18 protein-coding genes are annotated in these 21,035 nt (G+C 72.8%); 13 read left to right on the top strand and 5 right to left on the bottom strand.

Annotation, left to right across the window (positions count from 1 at the left end; all coding sequences use genetic code 11):
• Positions 1-62: 62 nt before the first annotated feature.
• On the bottom strand, positions 63-317 hold the full coding sequence (locus tag ABT092_RS09635) for a hypothetical protein (RefSeq protein ID WP_351241681.1): 255 nt from the start codon (positions 315-317) through the stop codon (positions 63-65).
• Positions 318-958: 641 nt separating this feature from the next.
• Between ABT092_RS09635 and ABT092_RS09645 the strand changes: the two genes are divergently transcribed.
• From ABT092_RS09645 to ABT092_RS09655, 3 genes are all read left to right on the top strand, one after another.
• The gene (locus ABT092_RS09645; protein WP_351241683.1) at positions 959-1,546 is read left to right on the top strand and encodes a hypothetical protein; all 588 of its coding nucleotides are present in this window, start codon (positions 959-961) and stop codon (positions 1,544-1,546) included.
• A gap of 149 nt (positions 1,547-1,695) precedes the next feature.
• Complete coding sequence (panD, locus tag ABT092_RS09650) at positions 1,696-2,121, top strand: aspartate 1-decarboxylase (protein WP_351241846.1); 426 nt, start codon at positions 1,696-1,698, stop codon at positions 2,119-2,121.
• Positions 2,122-2,294: 173 nt separating this feature from the next.
• On the top strand, positions 2,295-2,642 hold the full coding sequence (locus tag ABT092_RS09655) for a GNAT family N-acetyltransferase (protein WP_351241685.1): 348 nt from the start codon (positions 2,295-2,297) through the stop codon (positions 2,640-2,642).
• Between the two features lie 44 nt (positions 2,643-2,686).
• Here ABT092_RS09655 and ABT092_RS09660 read toward each other — a convergent pair whose 3' ends face one another.
• Positions 2,687-2,962 carry a DUF5133 domain-containing protein gene (locus tag ABT092_RS09660; RefSeq protein ID WP_351241687.1) on the bottom strand — a complete coding sequence of 92 codons (276 nt, stop codon included), beginning with the start codon at positions 2,960-2,962 and terminating at the stop codon, positions 2,687-2,689.
• A gap of 169 nt (positions 2,963-3,131) precedes the next feature.
• Here ABT092_RS09660 and ABT092_RS09665 point away from each other — a divergent pair, with 169 nt between their 5' ends.
• Together ABT092_RS09665 and ABT092_RS09670 are read left to right on the top strand one after the other, a co-directional pair.
• The gene (locus ABT092_RS09665; protein WP_351241689.1) at positions 3,132-3,812 is read left to right on the top strand and encodes a TNT domain-containing protein; all 681 of its coding nucleotides are present in this window, start codon (positions 3,132-3,134) and stop codon (positions 3,810-3,812) included.
• A gap of 42 nt (positions 3,813-3,854) precedes the next feature.
• Positions 3,855-4,088, top strand: a complete 234-nt coding sequence (locus ABT092_RS09670) for a hypothetical protein (RefSeq protein WP_351241691.1) — start codon at positions 3,855-3,857, stop codon at positions 4,086-4,088.
• A gap of 361 nt (positions 4,089-4,449) precedes the next feature.
• On the opposite strand, the gene gnd is transcribed toward ABT092_RS09670, so the two are convergent.
• Positions 4,450-5,889, bottom strand: coding sequence for an NADP-dependent phosphogluconate dehydrogenase (gene gnd, locus ABT092_RS09675; protein ID WP_351241693.1), 1,440 nt, complete (start codon positions 5,887-5,889; stop codon positions 4,450-4,452).
• A 277-nt stretch (positions 5,890-6,166) separates the two neighbouring features.
• Between gnd and ABT092_RS09680 the strand changes: the two genes are divergently transcribed.
• Entirely contained in the window at positions 6,167-7,408 is a 1,242-nt protein-coding gene (locus ABT092_RS09680) for a transglycosylase family protein (RefSeq protein ID WP_351241695.1), read from the top strand.
• A 28-nt stretch (positions 7,409-7,436) separates the two neighbouring features.
• Here ABT092_RS09680 and ABT092_RS09685 read toward each other — a convergent pair whose 3' ends face one another.
• Positions 7,437-8,561 carry a DMT family transporter gene (locus tag ABT092_RS09685; RefSeq protein WP_351241697.1) on the bottom strand — a complete coding sequence of 375 codons (1,125 nt, stop codon included), beginning with the start codon at positions 8,559-8,561 and terminating at the stop codon, positions 7,437-7,439.
• Positions 8,562-9,006: 445 nt separating this feature from the next.
• Here ABT092_RS09685 and ABT092_RS09690 point away from each other — a divergent pair, with 445 nt between their 5' ends.
• The 3 genes from ABT092_RS09690 to ABT092_RS09700 all read left to right on the top strand — a co-directional run bounded on the left by ABT092_RS09690 (position 9,007) and on the right by ABT092_RS09700 (position 13,551).
• Positions 9,007-11,370 (top strand): GH92 family glycosyl hydrolase, encoded by a 2,364-nt coding sequence (locus tag ABT092_RS09690; RefSeq protein ID WP_351241699.1) that lies wholly within the window; start codon positions 9,007-9,009, stop codon positions 11,368-11,370.
• Between the two features lie 155 nt (positions 11,371-11,525).
• A complete protein-coding gene (locus tag ABT092_RS09695) occupies positions 11,526-12,989 on the top strand; it encodes an SDR family NAD(P)-dependent oxidoreductase (protein WP_351241701.1) in 1,464 nt (487 codons plus the stop codon).
• Between the two features lie 388 nt (positions 12,990-13,377).
• Complete coding sequence (locus tag ABT092_RS09700; RefSeq protein ID WP_351241703.1) at positions 13,378-13,551, top strand: hypothetical protein; 174 nt, start codon at positions 13,378-13,380, stop codon at positions 13,549-13,551.
• 183 nt (positions 13,552-13,734) lie between these two features.
• Here the strand turns inward: ABT092_RS09700 and ABT092_RS09705 are convergent, their stop codons facing one another.
• Positions 13,735-15,171, bottom strand: coding sequence for a lipase maturation factor family protein (locus ABT092_RS09705; RefSeq protein WP_351241705.1), 1,437 nt, complete (start codon positions 15,169-15,171; stop codon positions 13,735-13,737).
• An 82-nt stretch (positions 15,172-15,253) separates the two neighbouring features.
• Between ABT092_RS09705 and ABT092_RS09710 the strand changes: the two genes are divergently transcribed.
• The 4 genes from ABT092_RS09710 (at position 15,254) to ABT092_RS09725 (ending at position 21,032) form a co-directional block, all read left to right on the top strand.
• A complete protein-coding gene (locus ABT092_RS09710) occupies positions 15,254-17,329 on the top strand; it encodes a SpoIIE family protein phosphatase (protein WP_351241707.1) in 2,076 nt (691 codons plus the stop codon).
• A 10-nt stretch (positions 17,330-17,339) separates the two neighbouring features.
• Entirely contained in the window at positions 17,340-18,203 is an 864-nt protein-coding gene (locus ABT092_RS09715; protein ID WP_351241709.1) for an Fpg/Nei family DNA glycosylase, read from the top strand.
• A 495-nt stretch (positions 18,204-18,698) separates the two neighbouring features.
• The gene (locus ABT092_RS09720) at positions 18,699-20,501 is read left to right on the top strand and encodes a phage tail sheath subtilisin-like domain-containing protein (protein ID WP_351241711.1); all 1,803 of its coding nucleotides are present in this window, start codon (positions 18,699-18,701) and stop codon (positions 20,499-20,501) included.
• 9 nt (positions 20,502-20,510) lie between these two features.
• Positions 20,511-21,032 carry a phage tail protein gene (locus ABT092_RS09725; RefSeq protein ID WP_351241713.1) on the top strand — a complete coding sequence of 174 codons (522 nt, stop codon included), beginning with the start codon at positions 20,511-20,513 and terminating at the stop codon, positions 21,030-21,032.
• The last annotated feature ends 3 nt before the right edge of the window (positions 21,033-21,035 follow it).

Here is a 21,035-nt window from a genome sequence, read left to right on the forward strand (position 1 = left end):
CGCACGAGCGGTGGGCAGCACGACCTTCAACCGAACGGCTCGAAGCCGGATGTGAAGAAGGCTCACCACTTCCAGCCGTGGAAGCGCGCCCGCTGGGGACCGCACGCGCCGTCGGCGAGAGCCCGGTCGAAATCCCGCTGCACGGCGGCGTCGATTTCGGCCTCCGTGGCATCCATGGGGAGGTAGGCCCCCGCGATGACGACGCACGACGGGTCGCGGACCGGCCACAGCGCCCACGACCCGAACGCGACGGCGGCGATCACCGTGAGCACGGCTGTGAATCGGCGACGCGGGGTGGAAAGAAGGCGGGACATCACCAGTGGATGCTACGGAACGGCGCGCAGCCAGCGGACGACCGGGGTAGTGCGCCCAGCAGACCGGGGGTTCCTTCCTCGACCACCCCCAGTGACACCACGCCCGGTTTCACCGAGGAACACGCGACACCTCACCGTACGGGCCCACCGGTCCCGGGGGCCGCGGCCTCATCCGCGAGTACCTGCGGCGGGGGATCCGCCCCGCCATTCCGGAGGAGACCGAGAGACAGGCGGCCCGCCTGCGCAAGGGCGCACGTGACGGACGGCCCCTGGCCTCCTCGGCACTGCCGCCGCGGCTCCTGCGACGGAAACTGCGCCTCGGGGCACGTCATATGACGCATAGGCGCATGGACCGCGAGCCGCCCTCGCAGTTGCAGGTCGGTGGTCCTCCGATGGGGAGACCGGAGTCGGAAGCCGCCTGGGGGCAGCTATGAGCGGAGGGTCGGCATGGAAGCCTCCGCCTGCTCCCACCAGCTCCGGCTGCTGCGCAAGCCCGCACGACCGTCCCGGCCGCCGCCGGGCGCTGAGCACCGACCCGGCGGCCCGCCGTTCGGTTCTGTTGGCCGTCGGGCCCGGCGCCGGGCGGGATCGCCCGTTTGGCGCGGCGCCCAGCGGGTCGGGAAGGCGGGCGATAGCGTGCGCGCATGATGCCGGAGGAGTACCGCGACTTCTTCGCCGCGGCGGCCGGGGCCACGGGTGCCTTGGCCGGGTTGCTCTTCGTCGCCCTCTCGCTGCCTCCGCATCAGGTGGCCAGGGCGGTGGGCAACGCGGACTTCCGCACCTTGGCCTCGGCCGCGCTGCTGGTCTTCACCGACGCCCTGGTGATCTCCCTGGCCGCCCTGGTGCCCGAGGTCGACCTGGGCTGGTGGTCCGCCGTCGGGGGAGTCTGCGTGCTTGCCTTCTCGCTCGCCGCGCTGCGGGTCCGGGAGGGCGCGGGGCGACGACCGTACGGGCTGGTCGCCGGACTGCTGTGCATCGTGGTCTTCGAAATCTGGGCCGGAGTCCGCCTCCTGCTCGCTCCGTCGGACCTCGGCGCCGTACGCGTCCTGTGCTATGTGGTCGTCGCCGACTTGATCTGTGGGATGGCCTGGGCGTGGCAGCTCGCGAGGATGCGCGACACCGGGCTGCTCGCCTCCCTCCGTCGGCTGGCCTGGGGCGATGAGCCCGACCCCGCCCCAGCCGCGCACCAGGCATCGGACGACCCGGAAGGCGAACGTCCGCCGGGGGGATGAGACCGTAGGCCCGCAGTGCGGCGAGCTCGCCGCACGAGTCCTGAGCGACCTGGCGGAAGACGTCCGGACACAAGACTCGTTGTAAGGTGTGGAAACAGCACTTGACCTGCAAAAACGCAGGCAGGGAGCCGATGCCCAGGAGTACCGCGATGTTGCGCACCATGTTCAAGTCCAAGATCCACCGAGCCACCGTCACCCAGGCCGACCTGCACTACGTCGGTTCGGTGACCATCGACGCCGATCTGCTGGACGCCGCCGACCTGCTGCCCGGCGAGTTGGTCCACATCGTCGACATCACCAACGGCGCGCGCCTGGAGACCTACGTCATCGAAGGCGAACGGGGTTCCGGCGTCATCGGGATCAACGGGGCCGCCGCGCACCTGGTGCACCCCGGTGACCTGGTCATCCTCATCAGCTACGCCCAGGTGGAGGACGCCGAGGCCCGGGCGCTGCGCCCGCGCGTGGTCCACGTGGACGGGGACAACCGGATCGTCGCGCTCGGCGGTGACCCCTCGGAACCGGTGCCCGGTGGCGACGCCCGCCGGGGCCCGCACGCGGTGGCGGGTCCGGCCTGATTCCTCCGGGGCGTGCCTGACCCGCGGGGCGGCGGGGGACGCGTACCGTCGGTGCCCCCGGAACGTGCGGGAAGGTTCGGCATCCGCCGGTGGTTGCACCGGTCGTGATGATCATCCGGGCAGCGGACCGTGCGGCCCGGAACCCGACCCGCCCCAGAGAACGGACGGCAGCCATGACCGACACGAAGATCCACGACGATCGCGCCGCGGGCCGCCTGGAGGCGCGCACCGAGGGCGGGGACCTGGCCGGCCACATCGCCTACTTCGTGCTGGAGGAGCCGGGCCGCGCACTGGTTCCGGTGCACACCGTGGTGCGTCCGGAGTTCGAGGGCCAGGGCATCGCGGGGTCCCTCGCCCGGGAGCTGTACGCCATCGCCGCGCGGGAGGGGCTGCCGGTCGCTCCGTTGTGCCCGTACGTCGTGAAGTGGGCCGCCCGTCACCCCGAGGAGGCCCCCGCCGCCGACCCGGAGTTGCTGAAGGCCGCGAAGCGGCACGTCGCGGCGCACCCCGAGCAGTGGTGAGCCGCCGCTGACCCCGACCGCCCGTCAGCCGCCGCGCCCACGGCTCACGCGGCGGCGGGCGCGGCCGGGTGCGCACCGCAACAGCCGCGGGCGAGCATCTCGTCGGCGGCCACGACCGCGTCCCGCGGGTCGTCGGTCCGGGTCGCTTCGCACAGGGCGCGGGTTACGGCCCGCAGGGCCGTGCGCACGGCCGGGTCCTCCCGTTCGGCGAGGGCGATGCGGAGCGTCGCGTACCGGGTGAGGAGCTCGCGGAGGGCTGTGGGCGAGGGCGTCTGCACGATGGGGACCTCCTTGGGGTCACCCTGCTCATATCCCGTCACGCAGGGTCCACACCTACCCGGTCCAGGGGTCTCCGCCGTGACCGACGCGCACCCTCGACGACGGGATCCGGCCACCGCCCGTCCAACCGGGCGGGTGCACGGATCGCGTCCGCGTGGCTGCGGTGCGTAGGCTGCGCACTCGGATGATCACACTGGAGGAGCTGCCCGAGTGAACCGCACCCGTACCGTCCTGGCCGCGCTCGGCACCACGGTGGTGGTGGCCACGGCCCCCGCCGCCCAGGCCGCGGCCCCCGCACCCGCCGGGGCGAGTGCCCGAACGGCCCCCGCCCCCGCCCCGTGCAGCGGCGCGCACGAAGGGGACCCGAGGCTCGGCTCCGCGCACCTGCCGGCCAAGCGGGACAGGCCGGTGGGGCCGCTGCTCAAGGGGTGGCAGCGCACCGGGCACCTCGGGTCCCGGGACTTCCTGGAGAAGTACTGGGAGGGGCCGGCCGACACCGGGGGCTGGAAGTACCCGCCCAACGACGGGTTCGCCGAGGTCAACGGCCAGCTCGACAAGGAGCCGGCCAAGCTCCGCAAGGGATCGCGCCTGGACCGTTTCGGCTCCGAGTACGGGTCCTACCTGGCCCCCGCCGGGGACGCCTACGCCAAGCGGGCGCTGCCCCCGCAGAGCCTCAACACCCGCGATGCCGCCGTCCCCTGCGACTACCGCGTCTACCGGGTCGCCAAGCCGTTCTGGGTGTGGCAGGGCCGGATAGCCCCCTGGTTCGAGCAGCCCGGCGGCGGCCGGCAGATCAAGCTGGACCCGGTCTTCCTCGACCCCGGCCAGGGCCAGCGGCTCAACGTCAAGTGGCTCCTCGACCACGGATTCCTCACCCGGGTCGCCCGTTGACCCGGGGTTCCCGCACTGCGCCGGGCGCGGACCGGTGAGCGGGTGAACCGCTCCGGGTTGCACCGGGCGCTCGTCGCCGCGGGCGTCCCCGATGGCCACTACCGCATCGAGGGCGCCCACGAGCCGGTGCCCACGCCCCCCGACTTCCTGTTCCTGCGCCGGTCGCCGGACGGCGGCTGGGAGACCGGCGTCTACGAACGCGGCCACCACGAGGTGATCGCGCACCATCCCACCGAGGCGGGGGCGTGCGCCCATCTGCTGCGGCTGCTCACCTGACCCGTGGCGGGCCGACCCGCCAGAGGGGTGAGTGAAGGGCGCCGGGTCGGGCAGGCGGGGGAGGAATCCAGAGTCATCCACCCCACGGGAGGACACGATGACCCACCCCTACCCCGAGCCTGTACCACCCGGTCCCACGCCGGGGCCGCTACCGGGCCCGGACCGGCCGCGCCCCCCGCAGCCCGATCCGGTGCCCACGCCGCCCGCTCCCCGTCCGCCGTCCCCGCCCACCCCCGAACCGGTGCCCCCGCCCTCGCCGATCCCCGAACCGCCCGGTCCGGAACCGGTGCCCCAGCCGGGGCCGGCCGGCTGACGCGCCGGTGTGCGGCCCCGGTCGGGAGCCCGGGGCCGCAGGGGCTGCTCAGGCGTCCACCTCGGAGCGGTCGCCGCCCCACACGGTGTGGAACGAGCCCGACCGGTCGACGCGCCGGTAGGTGTGCGCCCCGAAGTAGTCCCGCTGCCCCTGCGTCAGCGCGGCGGGCAGCCGTTCGGCGCGCAGCGCGTCGTAGTGGGCCAGGGCCGCCGCGAAGCCGGGCACCGGCACGCCCTGCCGGGTCGCGGCCACCAGCACCGCCCGCCAGTCGTCCTGGGCCGCCCCGATCTCCCCGGCGAAGCGCTCGTCGCCGAGCAGGCTCGGCAGATCGGGGCGGGCGTCGTACGCGGCGCGGACGCGGTCGAGGAAGGCCGCGCGGATGATGCAGCCGTTCCGCCAGATCGCGGCCACCGCCCCCAGGTCGACGTCCCAGCCGTACTCGGCGCTGCCGGTGGCGATCTCGTGGAAGCCCTGGGCGTACGACACGATCTTGGACGCGTACAGCGCCTGTTCCACCTGCCGGGCGAACGCCGCCGCACCGGCCTCGTCGAGCGGTCGGGCGTCCGGCCCCGGCAGGGCGCGGGAGGCCGCGCGCAGGTCGGCGTGGCCGGACAGGGACCGTGCGAACACCGCCTCGGCGATGCTCGACACCGGAACCCCGAGGTCGAGGGCGATCTGGACGGTCCAGCGGCCCGTGCCCTTCTGCTCGGCGCGGTCCTCGACCACGTCCACGAACGGCTTCCCGGTCGCCGCGTCCCGGTGGGAGAGCACGTCGGCGGTGATCTGGACGAGGTAGGAGTCCAGGCGGCCGGTGTTCCACTCGCGGAAGACGTCCGCGATCCGCGCGGGGGAGTAGCCGGCGACATCGCGCAGCAACTGGTAGGCCTCGCCGATGAGTTGCATGTCGGCGTACTCGATGCCGTTGTGCACCGTCTTCACGAAGTGTCCGGAGCCGTCCGGCCCGATGTGGGTGACGCACGGGCTGCCGTCCGCGGCCTTCGCCGCCACCTCCTCCAGCATCGGGCCCAGTGCGGCATAGGACTCCACGGAGCCGCCGGGCATGATGCTGGGTCCGTGCAGGGCGCCCTCCTCGCCGCCGGAGATCCCGGTGCCGACGAAGTGGATGCCCCGCCCCCGCAGTTCGCGCTCCCGGCGTCGGGTGTCCGCGAAGTGGGCGTTGCCGCCGTCGACGATCATGTCCCCCGGTTCCAGCAAGGGGGCGAACTCCCGGATCACCGAGTCCGTCGGTCCGCCCGCCTTCACCATGACCACCAGTCGGCGGGGGCGTTCCAGGGCGGCGACGAACTCCGCCGGGGTCCCGGTCGGCACGAAGGCCCCCTCCTCGCCGTACTGCGCGACGAGTTCGCGGGTGCGGGCGGCGGTGCGGTTGTGCAGGGCGACCGAATATCCCTTGCGGGCGAAGTTGCGGGCGAGGTTGCGTCCCATCACGGCGAGGCCCGTGACCCCGATCTGAGCGGTGGTGGCCATCTGGTGGCTCCTGACGTCGGAAGTGCCGGTTGCGGTCGTCCCTACCACGCCCCCGTGGCGGGCGACGGCGCCGACACCGGGGTTCCGGGAACTTCCCTGCCCACCGTCCGTTCCCACGGGTTGCGGACCGTAGGTGTGGTGAGGGGGCGTCAGACGCAGCGCCGGCGCCGGAGGGGCGACTGATTACCCTCTTGTCGGGCCGGTGCGCACCCCGTTAGCTTGCAGAATCCTGATGCCTTGGGGGGCGCCCCCACAGGACGACGAGGGGGCACACACCATGACCGTGCGCGGCCGACACCGCAGGGTCCAGCCGAAGCGGATCAACCGAACCTCGCTGACCCTCACCGTCGGCGGCGCCGGCATCGCCATGCCGCTCATCGCCGCGGACCTCGCCCACGGGGCGGACCTCAGCACCTGGAACAAGGTCGCCGCCTGCGAGTCCACCAACGACTGGAACGCCAACACCGGCAACGGCTACTTCGGCGGCCTCCAGTTCACCCAGTCCACCTGGGAGGAGTACGGCGGTCGGGCCTACGCCCCGCGTGCGGACCTCGCCACCCGGGACCAGCAGGTCGCCGTCGCCGAGCGGGTGCTCAAGGGACAGGGCCCGGGCGCCTGGCCCACCTGCTCGGTCCGCGCCGGTCTCACGCGCGGGGGCGACGCCCCCGACATCGCCCCGACCGCCGGCCGGGAGCAGGCCGTTCCGAACGCGATCGCCCGCAGCCGGGTGCCGGACGCCAAACCGGAGACCACTCCGCAGTCCCGGGCGGGCAAGGCGCGGATGTACAAGGTCGTCAGCGGGGACAGCCTCTCGCAGATCGCCGACGAGCGGCGGGTCGCCGGCGGCTGGCAGCGCCTCTACCAGCGCAACCGCGCCACGATAGGGAGCGATCCCCACCACATCGTCCCCGGCCAGCGGTTGTCCCTGGACTCCCGGACCGGCACGTCCCCCGGACGCCCGGCGGTCGAGCAGCCGGCGAAGAAGCCGACCGCAAAGAAGCCCGCGAAGCGGAAACCGGCAGCGGCCCCGGCAAAACCCCGTCGAGATCCGGCCATTTCCAAGCCGAGGCAGCGGACGGCTCCGGCCACCCGCAGTGACGAGCGCCGCTCCACCGGTGGGCTCTCCGCCCCCGTCGCCGGAGCCACCGGCACCGGCTACCGGGTCTCCGGACAGCACTGGTCGAAGGGCTACCACACGGGCGTGGACTTCCCCGTCCCCACCGGCACCTCGGTCATGTCGGTCGCCAACGGCGAGGTGGTGTCCGCCGGATGGGCCGGATCGTACGGCTACCAGGTCGTCGTCCGGCACACCGACGGCCGGTACAGCCAGTACGCCCACCTGTCGGCGATCTCGGTACGGGCCGGGCAGGACGTGGTGAGCGGACAGCGCATCGGCCGCTCGGGTTCCACCGGCAACAGCACCGGCCCGCACCTGCACTTCGAGGTCCGCACCGGCCCCGGCTTCGGCACCGACATCGACCCGGTGGCCTACCTCCGTGCGGGCGGCGTCCGCCTCTGAAGGACCGTCCGACGCCCCGTCCGGGGCGTCAGGCCCGCACCCGGTCGCCCGCCGGAGGGGCCGCATCGCGCGGCACCAGGACGCCGGGCCGGCCCGCGGGACGGTTCCGGTGCTGCACCGGAACCGCCAACGCCCCGAAGGGGACGGTCGGCAGCAGGACGCCGGCCTTCCGCCGGGCCTCGAACACCGTCGTCGATCCGTGGGGCGGGACGGGAGACTCCCGGCCGGCGGGGGACGGCACCACCGGCGTGGCCCGGTCGGCGGCGGTCCGGTCGGTCCGCCGGGCGTCGAGGCCGTCCGTCGGCGCTGCCCCGTCCGGCGCGGACGCCCCACCGGCGAGCCGCCCGGTCGTCAGCAGGATCAGACCACCCGCCGTGACCACCCCGCACCCCAGGGCGAGGAGGGTGCCCGCGGTCCCGTACCGGAACGACTCGCCGAGCAGGGTCAATCCCACGGCCGCGGCCACCGCCGGGTTCGCCACGGTCACCGTCGCCAGCGGCGCCGCCAAACCGGCACCCCGGTAGGCGGCCTGGGACAGGAACATGCCCGCCGTCGCCATCACCGCGACCCCCGCCAGCACCGGCAGGTTCCACGCCCGGGAACCCGAGGTCCACTCCACGGCCAGCGCCTTGGTGAACACCGACCCGATGCCGAACGCCACTCCGGCCGCACCGGCGAGCAACAGGGCGCGCACCGCCGGCTGGTGCCGTGTCGCCCGCCCCGCCGCGGTCAGCGCCCCCAACACGCCCACCGTCGCCAGGGCCAGCGCCCCCTGCTCCCCGTCCGTCATCGCCCGGTCGGTGCCCGCCCCCGTGAGGGCCAGCATCCCGGCCAGACCGGCCCCTGCCATCACCGCACCGCGCCAGGCCGCACCCCCCGCCTTCCGCCCCACGAACAGGGCCGCCATCGGCAGTGCGAACACGATGGTGAGTCCGCCGAGCGGCTGCACCAGGCTGAGCGGCCCGTAGGCCAGGGCGATCACGTGCAGCAGCGCCCCCACGCCGTTGAGTCCCACCGCGCCCCACCACGCCGGTCGCCGCACCGGAGCCCGGCCCCGGCCGCCGGCCGCCACGCGCTCCTGGACGATGGCGCCGCCGGCGTACGCCACGGCCGACACCAGGCACAGCACCACCGCGAGCGCGAAGCCGCTCATGCCCGGACCTCCGTGGAACGAACGGGTCGGGGACTGCGGCGCGCCCGCTGCGCCGATGGGTGGCATGTCATGACCCAAGCTTCGTCGCCCGGAGCGCCCCTGTCGTCGTACCTGAGCACGCAATCCGTCCTACTGCCGATGGAGTAGGCCCCTGGGGGCAGCGCTCCTCCGTAGTCCCGGGGAGGGACCCGTGCGGTTCCCGGGAGGGGTCGGAGCGGAACGACCGTGCTCCCCGGCCGGCCGTCCGGGTGACGGCGCGACGGCTCCCTCCCGGCCGCGGCACGGCGCCTTGACCGGCCCCGGAGCACTACCGAGAATGAGCCCCCGCCGCACCCCTTCCCACCCCCACCCCGGGCAGCCGTCACGACGCACCGGGGCGCCCTCCTGACGCCCCGACACGAGGGACGGCGCGGTCGACGGCGACACCCCCTCGGAGGTCCTCCCCATGCCACGGACCAGGCGCCCCCACCGCCCGCGCCGCGCCGCCGCGATGGCGTTCGCCCTGCTCGTCGGGGCCTCGGCCGCGGCGCCCGGAGCGGCGGTCGCCGCCCCGGCCCCGCCCCCGTCGCAACCGGTCGACCTGGTGAACCCGTTCATCGGAACCGCCAACGAGGGCAACACCTACCCGGGGGCCGCCGTGCCCTTCGGCATGGTCCAACTCTCTCCGGACACCGGACACAACACCGGCTACGACCACGCCGACGACCGCATCCGCGGTTTCTCCGCCGTGCACCTGTCCGGGGTGGGCTGCCGGATCGGCGGCGACCTGCCCGTCCTGCCGACCGTCGGGGAGGTCACCGAGACCGACAACGCCGCGTACGCGGTGCCCTTCGACCACGCGGACGAGAGCGCCAGCCCCGGCCACTACCGGGTCGACCTCGCCAACGGCGTCCGCGCCGAACTCACCGCGAGCACCCGCACCGGCGTCCAGCGCTACACCTTCCCCGCGACCCAGCAGGCCAACGTCCTGCTCAACGCGGGGCAGGCGCTGCACCGCAACCGCGCCAGCGAGGTCGAGGTCCTCGACGACCGCACCATCCGCACCAGCATCACCGGCAGTGGCTTCTGCCAGGCCACCGAGCCGTACACGGTGCACACCCTCACCCGCTTCGACCGGCCCTTCACGGCCTTCGGCACCTGGCGCGGCGCCACCGTCACCGAAGGCACCACCCGGGCCACCGCGACCACCGGCCGCAGCGGCGCCTGGGTCCGGTTCGACACCCGCGGGAACCGCACCGTGGAGGCCACCACCGCGCTCTCCTACGTCGACGCCCCGGGAGCCGCCGGCAACCTGCGCGCCGAGGGCGGACGCTCCTTCGACCGGGTGCACCGGGAGGCCAGGGCGGCCTGGCACGACCGCCTCGCCGACGTACGGGCCCACGGGGGGAGCACCGAACTGCGGCGGACGTTCTACTCCTCGCTGTACCGGTCCTTCCTCGCGCCCAACGTCGGCAGCGACGCGGACGGCCGCTACCGCGGCTGGGACCAGCGGGTGCACCACGCCCGGGGCTTCACCTACTACCAGAACTGGTCCCTGTGGGACACCTACCGCACCCAGGCCCAACTGCTGGCGCTGCTCGCGCCCGGCGAGTCCCGCGACATGGCCCTGTCGGTCCTGCGGATCGGCGAGGACGGCGGCTGGCTGCCCAAGTGGGGCTACGGCCCCGTCGAGACCAACATCATGACCGGCGACCCCGTCACCCCGTTCCTCACCAACGCCTACCAGCAGGGGTTGCTGGAGGGCCATGAGGAGGAGACCTACCGGGCGCTCACCCGCAACGCGGACGGGGTGCCGCCCGCGGACTCCCCGGCGGTCGGCCGCGAGGGCAACGCCTCCTACCTGGAACGCGGGTACGTCCCGTACCTGAAGCGCCCGCACGCCAAACCGGGGGACTCGGACTTCGACCACGGGGCGTCCGCCACCCTGGAGTACGCCCTCGCCGACGCGGCCCTCGCCGAGATGGCCCGCGACCTCGGCCACCACGACGACGCCCGCCGCTACACCGCGCGCTCACGTGCCTACCGGGCCCTCCTCGACCCCGCCACCGGCTTCTTCCGCGCCCGTGACGAGACCGGTGCCTTCACCGGACCCGCCGACCCCGCGCACGGCGTCGGCTTCCACGAGGGCACCTCCTGGCAGTACCAGTGGCTGGTGCCCCAGGACCTGCCGGGCCTGATCGACCTGCTCGGCGGCGCGGAGCGGACCAACGCCCGGCTCGACGCCTTCTTCGCCTACGACCGGCTGGTGGCGGACCCGGCCCGCACCGCCCGCGAGGCATGGGTGAACAAGCCCTACGCCTACTACGGGGCCGCCACCTACAACCCGCACAACGAGCCCGACCTCCTCGCCCCGTACACCTACCTCGCCACCGGTCGGCCCTGGCAGACCACCGACGTGGTGCACGCGGCCCTCAGCCTGTACACCGACGCCCCCACCGGAATGACCGGCAACGACGACCTCGGCACCATGTCGGCCTGGCACGTCCTGTCCGCCCTCGGCCTCTACCCCGTGCGCCCGGGCACCGACGTCTGGGGCCTGTCCACCCCCGTCTTCCCCCGGGTGGACCTCTCGCTCGACCGCCGCTTCTTCCCCCGGGGCGGATTCCGCGTGCTGGCGCCGGACGTCTCGCCCGAGAGGCGCTACATCCGGTCGGCCCGGCTCGACGGGGTCGACCACCCGCGCACCCACCTCACCACCGACACCCTGCGCGGGCTGGGCACCCTCTCCTACACCGTGGGCACCACCCCGTCCGCCTGGGGCACCGACCGGGCCGCCGTCCTCCCGGCCACCGGCGCGACGGGGCCCTGACCGGTCCGCACACCGCCGGCCCGCACCACCGGCTCCGCGCCGCTGTTTGGCGCCCGGACGCGCCCCTCACGTAAAGTTCCGCTTTCGGACACCCAACCACCCCCCGCCCCCGGGGCGTCCCGGGGCGCGGCGGCGCGAGCGGCACGAGGAACGGCATGACGGCGACAGATGACCTGCCCACCTACGGTCCGGGCATCGACCCGGAACGGCTCGCCGTGTGCCTGAGCGTGCTGGAGGAGCTCGACGAACTGGACGTCGACCACCCCGACGCGATCACCGTCCGACGTGCCACCGCCGGCATCTACCGCACGGTCAAGCAGCGCCGCCGCCAGGACCGCAGGGCGGCCAAGACCGCGCACGACCGGGCCGTCACCGAGGCCACCGCCACCGGCTCCGCCGAACGCATCGACGACGAGACCCAGGGCATCCTGCCCTCCGGGACCGCCACCGGCGAACTCGCGGGGATACTCCAGCGTCCGCGCTCCTGCTACACCTGCAAGGCGCGGTACGTCGAGGTCGACGCCTTCTACCACCAGCTGTGCCGCGCGTGCGCCGCCGCCAACCGGGCCAAGCGCGAGGCCGGGACCGATCTGAGCGGCAAGCGGGCGCTGCTCACCGGGGGCCGCGCCAAGATCGGCATGTACATCGCGCTGCGGCTGCTGCGCGACGGCGCCCACACCACGATCACCACCCGGTTCCCCAACGACGCGATCCGACGCTTCGCGGCGATGCCCGACAGCGCCGACTGGATGCACCGGCTCAAGATCGTCGGCATCGACCTGCGGGACCCCGCCCAGGTGGTCGCGCTCACCGACTCGGTGAGCGCCGCGGGACCCCTCGACATCCTGATCAACAACGCCGCCCAGACCGTCCGCCGCTCCCCGCAGGCGTACGGCGAGCTGCTCGCCGCGGAGTCCGCGCCGCTGCCCGCGGGCGAGCTGCCGGCCTCCGAGATCATCGGGGGGTTCGGCTCCGGAGCCGTCGCCGCGCTGCCCGCCGCCCGTGCGGGGGGACTCTCCGCGCAGGACGTCACGGAGCTGGCCCTGGTCTCCGGTTCGGCCTCCCTGGCACGGATCGCCGCGGGCACCGCGATCGACGCCGGCGGTCTCGTGCCCGACCTGCACGCCAGCAACAGCTGGGTGCAGACCGTCGAGGAGGTGGACCCGGTGGAGCTGCTGGAGGTGCAGCTCTGCAACTCCACCGCGCCGTTCATCCTCATCAGCCGGCTCCGCCCGGCGATGGCCGCCGCCGTCGAGGCCGGGGCGCGCCGGGCCTACGTCGTCAACGTCTCCGCGATGGAGGGCGTCTTCGACCGCGGTTACAAGGGCGCCGGGCACCCGCACACCAACATGGCCAAGGCCGCGCTGAACATGCTGACCCGCACCAGCGCCCAGGAGATGTTCGAGAAGGACCGCATCCTGATGACGGCCGTCGACACGGGATGGATCACCGACGAGCGTCCACATCCGGACAAGATCCGGCTCGCCGACGCCGGGTTCCACGCCCCGCTGGACCTGATCGACGGCGCGGCCCGGGTGTACGACCCGATCGTGCGCGGCGAGGCCGGCGAGGACCTCTACGGCGTCTTCATGAAGGACTACGCGCCCGGCAAGTGGTGACCCGGCGGGGGCCGGTGCGGGCGTTCCTTCCGTCCGGCACCGGCCGCCGTCACCCGGATGGACCCATTCCGTTGTGCGCCGCGCCTCGGATCATGGCCAGATGACATACATCGGGGCCGGGACGCCCGCATTTGTTATCCACGCTATAGAGCGGACGTCCGCTCAAATGGTTACTCTGTACCGAACGGACGGTACCGAGGGGTTCGCACCCGAGCCCCCCTTCGACACCGCCCGCCCGGGGCGACCCCTCACACGATCCGCCCCGGCGAGTTGCCGGCGCCACCGCGTCCGAACTGCCCTCTAGCCAAGCCCGAGCCGGCGCCGGGCGCCCACCGACAGGGTGCGGGTTCCTTGCCCGGAGGGCGACCCGACACAGAAGGAGTGCGCGGTGACATCGGAGAAGACCACCGACGAACAGACCACGGAGCCCCCGGAACGGCCCGTCCGTCGCGGCCCGGAGACGCTCGGCAGCCTGGAGGTCTGGTCCCGCTCGGCGCCGATCAGGCTCGCCGGGTACGAGGACGACCTCGCCGAGCCGCACATCCTGCCCAGCGTCGACTGACCCCGGACCCGCCGCCCCCCCGGCGCCACCGACGTGCCGGACCCGCCGGCACGTCGATCAGGGAGGCGCGGCGGTCGGCCGCCGGAACCGACGACCCGGGCGACTGGCCGCGGATCTGGCCGTTCTGGCACGAGATCGTCGCGGCGGGTTGAGACGTACACCTGGGACCGGTCGGGCTGCACCTCAGGTGCCGGGCGCTGCGACCCCTCCCGCAGCCCGGGTCGGCGGGAGGAAGTCCCGGACGTAGCCACGGGTCCAACAGGCCCCCGTCTCCCGCAGTTCGCGCCCCGTGCTGAAGGCGTAGCGGAACAGCCTGGCCCGGACGTACCGGGGCGGTGCGTCCGGGGGGAACGGCGAGTGCCACAACAGCCGCAGGGTGTCCCGGTCGCCGGCCAGCAGCCGCTCCACCAGCGCACCGAACCAGGGGTGGGCATAGGCGGGGGAGAGCGCGGCGAACCACATCAGCCAGTCCAGCCGCAGATGGTACGGCGCGAACTGACGCGGCCACCGGCGCAGGTCGCCGGGCTTGCCGCGGAACTCGTACGCCAGCCAGGTGCCGTCCTCGCGGGGCACCGGGTCGGCGGTGCCCTCGATGACGATCTCGTACCGCACCCGGCTCACGCTGCCGAAGGCCCCGTAGCTGTTCACCAGGTGCAGGGGATCGAACGAGCGGTTCATGACCTGCCGGCGCGACACCAGGTTCCGGGCCGGCCGGAAGCTCAGCACCACCACCAGCGCCGTCACCGCACACACCACGACCGCGTACCAGACCGGGGGAGCGGCGGCGGCCGGCCGCGGGCCGGACACCGCCGAGAGGTCGAGCACCGACACCGCCAGCACGATCGTCAGCCAGTTGAGCCAGGCGAAGTTCCCCGACAGGACCAGCCACAGCTGGGAGACGATCATCAGCGCCGCGGCCGCACCCGCCACCGGCTGCGGAGCGAACAGGAACACCGGCACCACGAGCTGGGTCACGTGGTTCGCCGCCGCCTCCACCCGGTGCAGGGGGCGGGGCAACCGGTGGAAGAACCAACTGAGCGGGCCCGGCATCGGCTGGGTCTCGTGGTGGTAGTACAGACAGGTCAACCGCCGCCAGCAGGCGTCCCCCCGCATCTTGATCAGACCGGCGCCGAACTCCACCCGGAAGAGCACCCAGCGCAACAACAGCAACACCAGCACCGGTGGCGCCACCTCCTCATTGCCCAGGAAGACCGCGAGGAACCCCACCTCCAGCAACAGCGACTCCCAGCCGAACCCGTACCAGGTCTGCCCCACGTTCACCACGGACAGGTACATCGCCCAGGGCACCGCCCACAGCAGCATCGCCGCCCACAACGGCACCACCCGGTCCACCCCGACCAGCAGGCCCGCCGACACCGCACAGCCGGTCCACGCCCAGCCGGCGAAGAACCGGTCCGAGTAGTGCCACCGGAACACGCTGGGTGCGGCGCGGGCACGGGTGCGCGCCACATGGGCCCGGATCGGGAGCATGCCCCGGTCGCCGAGGAGCGCCCGGAACTGCCGGGCCGCTCCGAGGAAGGCGCACAGGTACACGACGGCCAACCCGCGCTGGAAGAGCAGCCGCGCCAGTTCGTAGTCCGGCTCCGTGAACCACCGCACCCCTCCATTGTGGCGTCCGTCACCCTCGGTGAGCGCGGCCGGACGAGTCGAACAATCGCAGGGGTGGTGGCAGAGTGGCCCCATGGTGGAGCGGGCAGCGAGAGACCCGTCACTCCCGGACGACTGGCCCGCCGGGCCGGCAGCAATCCTGTCGTTCAACCGCGTGGGCAGCTTCGACTGGGACCTCGACCGCGGGCTGATGCACCTGGACCGCACGGCCCACCAACTGCTCGACCTCGACCCCGACACCTTCGACGGCCGGCCCGCCTCGCTGTCCGGACGCATTCCCCCGATCGACGCACAGCGCCTGGACTCACGGGTCGCCCAGGCCATGAAGGACGGCAGCGCCGGCTACGCCGCCGCCTTCCGCATCCGCCACCGCGACGGCCTGCTGCACTGGGTCCGCACCCACGCCCGCTTCCTGCGCGACCCGACCGGCCGCCCCCGCCGGATCGTCGGGATCCTCCGCGACGCCCCCGAAACCGGGGACGGCCCCGCGAACCGCCGGACCAGCATCGTGCAGGTCGCCACCGACGCGCTGGCCCACGCCCGTACCGTCCAGGACGTCATCGACGTCCTCAAGGACACCCGGGGCCTCACCCACCTCGGTGCGACCAGCCTGGTCCTCGGACTGGTGGAAGCCGGCCGCATCCGCCTGGTCGCCGACGGCCCCGCCGGCAGCTTCGTGCCCGCCACCCGGGTCACCCGGGTCGACGAGCCCTACCCGATGAGCGAAGTGGTCCGCACCCTCACTCCCCGGTTCATCGAGTCCGCGGAGGAGTTCGCCGCCTCGTACCCCGTGCTGTGGCCGCACCTCACCGACCTGGAGATCACCTCGGCCGCCTATCTGCCGCTGATCGCCCAGGCCCGGCCCATCGGCGCGCTCGGCCTGCTCTACCACGACCGGTACGGGTTCACCGAGGAGGAACGCGACATCCTCGTCGCGCTCAGCAGCAGCATCGCCCAGGGCCTGCGGCGGGCGATGTTCTACGAACAGGAGAAGGACCTCGCCACCGGCCTCCAGCGCGCCATGCTGCCCCGCACCATCCCGGCGGTCCCCGGCGCCGACCTCGCGGTCCGCTACCGCTCCGCCTCCCTGGGGCGGGACGTCGGCGGCGACTGGTACGACGTGATCCCGCTGCCCGGCGGGCGGGTCGGGGCGGTCATCGGCGACGTCCAGGGGCACGACACCCACGCCGCCGCCGTCATGGGCCAACTGCGGATCGTGCTGCGCGCCTACGCGGCCGAGGGACACAACCCCGCCACCGTGATGGCCCGGGCCTCCGTCTTCCTCCACGAACTCGACACCGAACGCTTCGCCACCTGTCTGTACGCCGAGGCCGACCTGTCCACCGGAGTCGTCCAACTCGTCCGGGCGGGCCACCTCGACCCGCTGCTGCGGTCCACCGACGGCACCTGCCGACGGCTCCCCGTCGAAGGCGGACTGCCGCTCGGGCTCTCCGCCGAGTTCGGGCGCCTCGCCTACGCGGTGACCACCGTGGAACTCGACCCGGGACAGACCCTGATCCTGTGCACCGACGGGCTGGTGGAGACCCCCGGCGCCGACCTGGACGACGGGCTGATGGCGCTCACCGGCCTCGTCGAGGACGGCCCACGCGACCTGCAACTCCTCGCCGACCGCCTGTGCGCCACCGCGGACGACCGGGGCGGCGACGACGACGTGGCCCTGCTCCTGCTGCGCCGGCTCGGCGTCGGCGCCGCCCAGTCCGGGGGCCGCCTCCAGCAGCGGGTGCCGCCCGGCGACCCCGGTGCCCTGCGCGAGGCGCGCCGGATGATCCGCTCCGCGGTCGCGGCCTGGGGCGCCGCGGACCGGGCCGACGAGATCGAGCTCGTCGCCGACGAACTGATCACCAACGCGCTGATCCACACCGAGGGCCCCACCACGGTCACCCTCCGCGTCCTGTCCGGGGCGGAACGCCGCTTCCGGATCGAGGTCGACGACCCCTCCAGCGCCCTGCCCCGACGCCGGGACGCCGGGGCGGAGGACGCCTCCGGCCGGGGCCTGCTGCTGGTCGACCGGCTCGCCGACGTGTGGGGCGTGGAGTCCCGGGGCGGCGGCAAGTCGGTGTGGACCGAGTTCGCCGTGCCCGGCCGCACCCCACCGCCCTCCCCGGGCGCGGCGGCGGGCTCCGTGTGAGGCTGGGGTCATGCCGGAGCTGCCCGAGGTCGAAGCCCTCAAGGGCTTCCTGACCGACCACCTGGTCGGTCACGAGGTCGTCCGGGTGCTGCCCGTCGCGGTGAGCGTCCTGAAGACCTACGACCCGCCCTTGTCCGCCCTGGAAGGCCACACCGTCAACGGGGTCGAACGGCACGGGAAGTTCCTCGACCTCGCCACCGAGGGCGGCCCCCACCTGGTGACCCACCTGGCGCGCGCCGGTTGGCTGCACTGGCGCGAGCGCCTTCCCGACGGGCCGCCCCGCCCGGGCAAGGGCCCCCTCGCGCTGCGGGTCGCCCTGGAGACCGGCGCGGGGTTCGACCTTACCGAGGCCGGCACCCAGAAGCGGCTCGCCGTGTACGTGGTGGACGATCCGCAGCAGGTGCCCGGCATCGCCCGGCTCGGCCCCGACCCCCTCGCCGACGCCTTCGACGAGGCCGCCTTCGCCGCCCTGCTCTTTGGTGAACGCCGCCAGCTCAAGGGCGCCCTGCGCGACCAGAGCCTCATCGCGGGCGTCGGCAACGCCTACAGCGACGAGATCCTGCACGCCGCGAAGATGTCCCCCTTCAAGCTGGCCTCCTCCCTCACCCCCGAGGAGACCGCCACCCTCTACAGCGCCCTGCGCGACACGCTCACCGCGGCGGTCGCCCGCTCGCACGGAATCGCGGCGGGCAAGTTGAAGGCGGAGAAGAAGAGCGCGCTGCGGGTGCACGGCCGCACCGGCGAGCCCTGCCCGGTGTGCGGGGACACCATCCGCGAGGTCTCCTTCCGCGACTCCTCCCTCCAGTACTGTCCGACGTGCCAGACCGGTGGGAAGCCCCTGGCCGACCGCCGGATGTCCCGTCTCCTGCGGTAGTGAGGATCGTCGGGTAGCGAGGATCGTCGGGGGGCGTGCAACGCGTCTTCGGCGGCTCCGAAGGGCCTTCCGGAACTGACCGGCTCCTGTGATCGAAAGTGCACGCGGTGGATCGACGATTCAGAATCCGGATCCGTTTCGCTGCTAATTCTGATCGAGATGGCGATGCATCATAAAGTCGGATTGTCCGATGGTTATTGATGTTCTTGTACGGCCAATCATGGAATTGCGGCGAATGGTTGACCGTGACGCTGCGTGCGTGTTACCTATGATGTCGGTCGGCCAAAGCCGCCACATCTCTGGGGGAGGGGTGCCGGGCAGGGGAAACCCCTCTTCCGGGAGCCGCTTTCCTTGCTTCTTCGCGCTGTCGAGCGCGCATTGCCCGCACCGCTTTTCCCTGTCCGTGCGTGCGGTTTCCATGCATTTCCTGGAGGCGTTGCCACTGCCTCCATGTCCATATGACACAAGGGCAGTTCCCAAGGGAATGGAGGGGATATGGCGACGTCTGTCTCGTATCCCGGAGTTTACATCGAGGAGCTACCGAGCGCGGTGCGCACGATCACCGCGGTGACCACGTCGGTGACGGCGTTCGTGGGGGCGACCCGACGCGGACCCCTCGACGAGGCGGTGACGATCACCAGCTTCGCCGACTTCGAGCGGCAGTACGGCGGCCTGGACGCGAAGAGCCTGTTGAGCTACGCGGTGCAACAGTTCTTCCTGGTCGGCGGTTCGGTCGCGGTCATCGTCCGGGTCGCCAAGGGTGCCGAGCCGGCATCGCGGGACCTCGCGGCGGGCGGTGAGCCGAACGCGCTGACGGTGACCTCGCGGGACGCCAGCGCCTGGGGCAACGGGCTACGGGTCGCGATCGACCCGGGAACGTCCGACGACACCTTCACCGTGCGCGTGCTGGACGCCTCCGGAACGGTGCTGGAGCGGTACCGCGACCTGTCCATGGACCCCACCGCGCCGCGCTTCGTCGAGGCGGTCGTCAACGAGTCGTCCTTCATCAACACCGAGGCGACCGGCGACGCGGTGCCGGACTTCTCCGGCACCGTCTCGGGACCGGTGGACACGCTGCCGGACCTGGCGGACAAGAAGCTCACCGCCACCGTCGACGGCGTCGAGCCGGTCGAGATCACGCTCTACACCGCCGCCGACGCCCCACCCGCGTCCCTGACCGCGCTCGGCCTCCTGCTGGAGCGCACCCTACGGGGCGCGTCGCCCGACCGGGCCTTCACCCGGGCCGACGTCGACGTGACCGGCCGGCGGCTCCAGGTGCTGGCCGGCACGGCGGGCGCCACGATGACGCTCACCGGCGAGGTGGCGAACCTGCTCGGCCTGACCGCCGCGCGCCCGACCGCCTACCCGTTGACGGGCGGAAACGACGGCGTCCCGCCGACCGACGCGGAGTTCCGCGGCAGCGAGGCGGACAAGACGGGAGTGCACGCGCTGCGGGAGGTGCAGGACGTCAACCTGCTCTGTCTCCCCGACCTGGCCGGACCCGACTACACCGGCGATCCGATCAGCGTGATCACCACTGCGGAGGAGCTCTGCGAGGACAAGCGGATGCTCCTGATCGTCGACAGCCCGCCGGAGTGGACCGGCATCGAGCAGGCCCGTGCCGGACTGGCGACCTACGACGCGGTCCGCAGCGACCACGCGGCGCTGTACTTCCCGCACATCACGCTGACCGACCCGCTCACCGGACGACTGCGCACGTTCCCGCCGTCGGGAGCGGTCGCCGGGTTGATGGCCAGGACCGACGCGGAACGCGGCGTGTGGAAGGCGCCCGCCGGCACCGACGTGCGGCTGACCGGCGTCCGCTCGATGAGCGTCAGGATGTCCGATGCCGAGAACGGACTGCTCAACCCGCTCGGGGTGAACTGCCTACGAACCTTCCCCGTCGTCGGCCCGGTGATCTGGGGCGCACGCACCCTCCTCGGCGCGGACGTGCTCGCCTCGGAGTGGAAGTACGTCCCGGTCCGACGGCTGGCGTTCATGCTTGAGGAGAGCCTGTACCGGGGCCTGAAGTGGGTGGTGTTCGAACCGAACGACGAACCGTTGTGGGGCCAGATCCGACTGAACGTGGGCGCCTTCATGCACAACCTGTTCACTCAAGGCGCGTTCCAGGGCACGGCGTCGCGCGAAGCCTACTTCGTGAAGTGCGACAAGGAGACCACGACCCAGGACGACGTCAACCGCGGCATCGTCAACGTGATCGTCGGTTTCGCACCGCTGAAGCCGGCCGAGTTCGTCGTGGTGAAGATCGAACAGATGGCGGGCCGGATCGAGGCATGAGGAATCACCATGGCTGAGTTCACCGTGAACGCGCAGCGGTTCGACCCCTACAAGAACTTCAAGTTCCTGGTGCTCTGGGACGGCAAGACCGTCGCCGGATGCAGCAAGATCAGCCCGCTGAAGAGGACCACCGAAGTCGTCAAGCACCGCAACGGCGGCGATCCCAACTCACCGCGGAAATCCGCCGGCCGCACCGAGTTCGAGGCGATCACCATCGAACGCGGCGTGACCCACGACCCGGAGTTCGACCGCTGGGCGAACAAGGTCTGGATGGTCGGCCAGGGCCTCGGGAACGAGTCCTCGCTCAAGGACTTCCGCAAGGACATCGTGATCCAGGTCCTCAACGAGGCCGGCCAGGTGGCGCTCGCGTACAAGGTGTACCGGGCGTTCCCCTCGGAGTACCAGGTGCTCGGCGAGATGGACGCCAACGCGAACGCGGTGGCGATCCAGCACCTGAAGCTGGAGTGCGAGGGCTGGGAACGGGACCTGGAAGTCGCCGAGCCGGACGAGCCGTCCTACCAGGTTCCGTAAGGC

The organism is Streptomyces sp. NPDC002490 (genome assembly GCF_040296045.1).
In the GTDB taxonomy this organism is placed as follows: Bacteria; Actinomycetota; Actinomycetes; order Streptomycetales; family Streptomycetaceae; genus Streptomyces.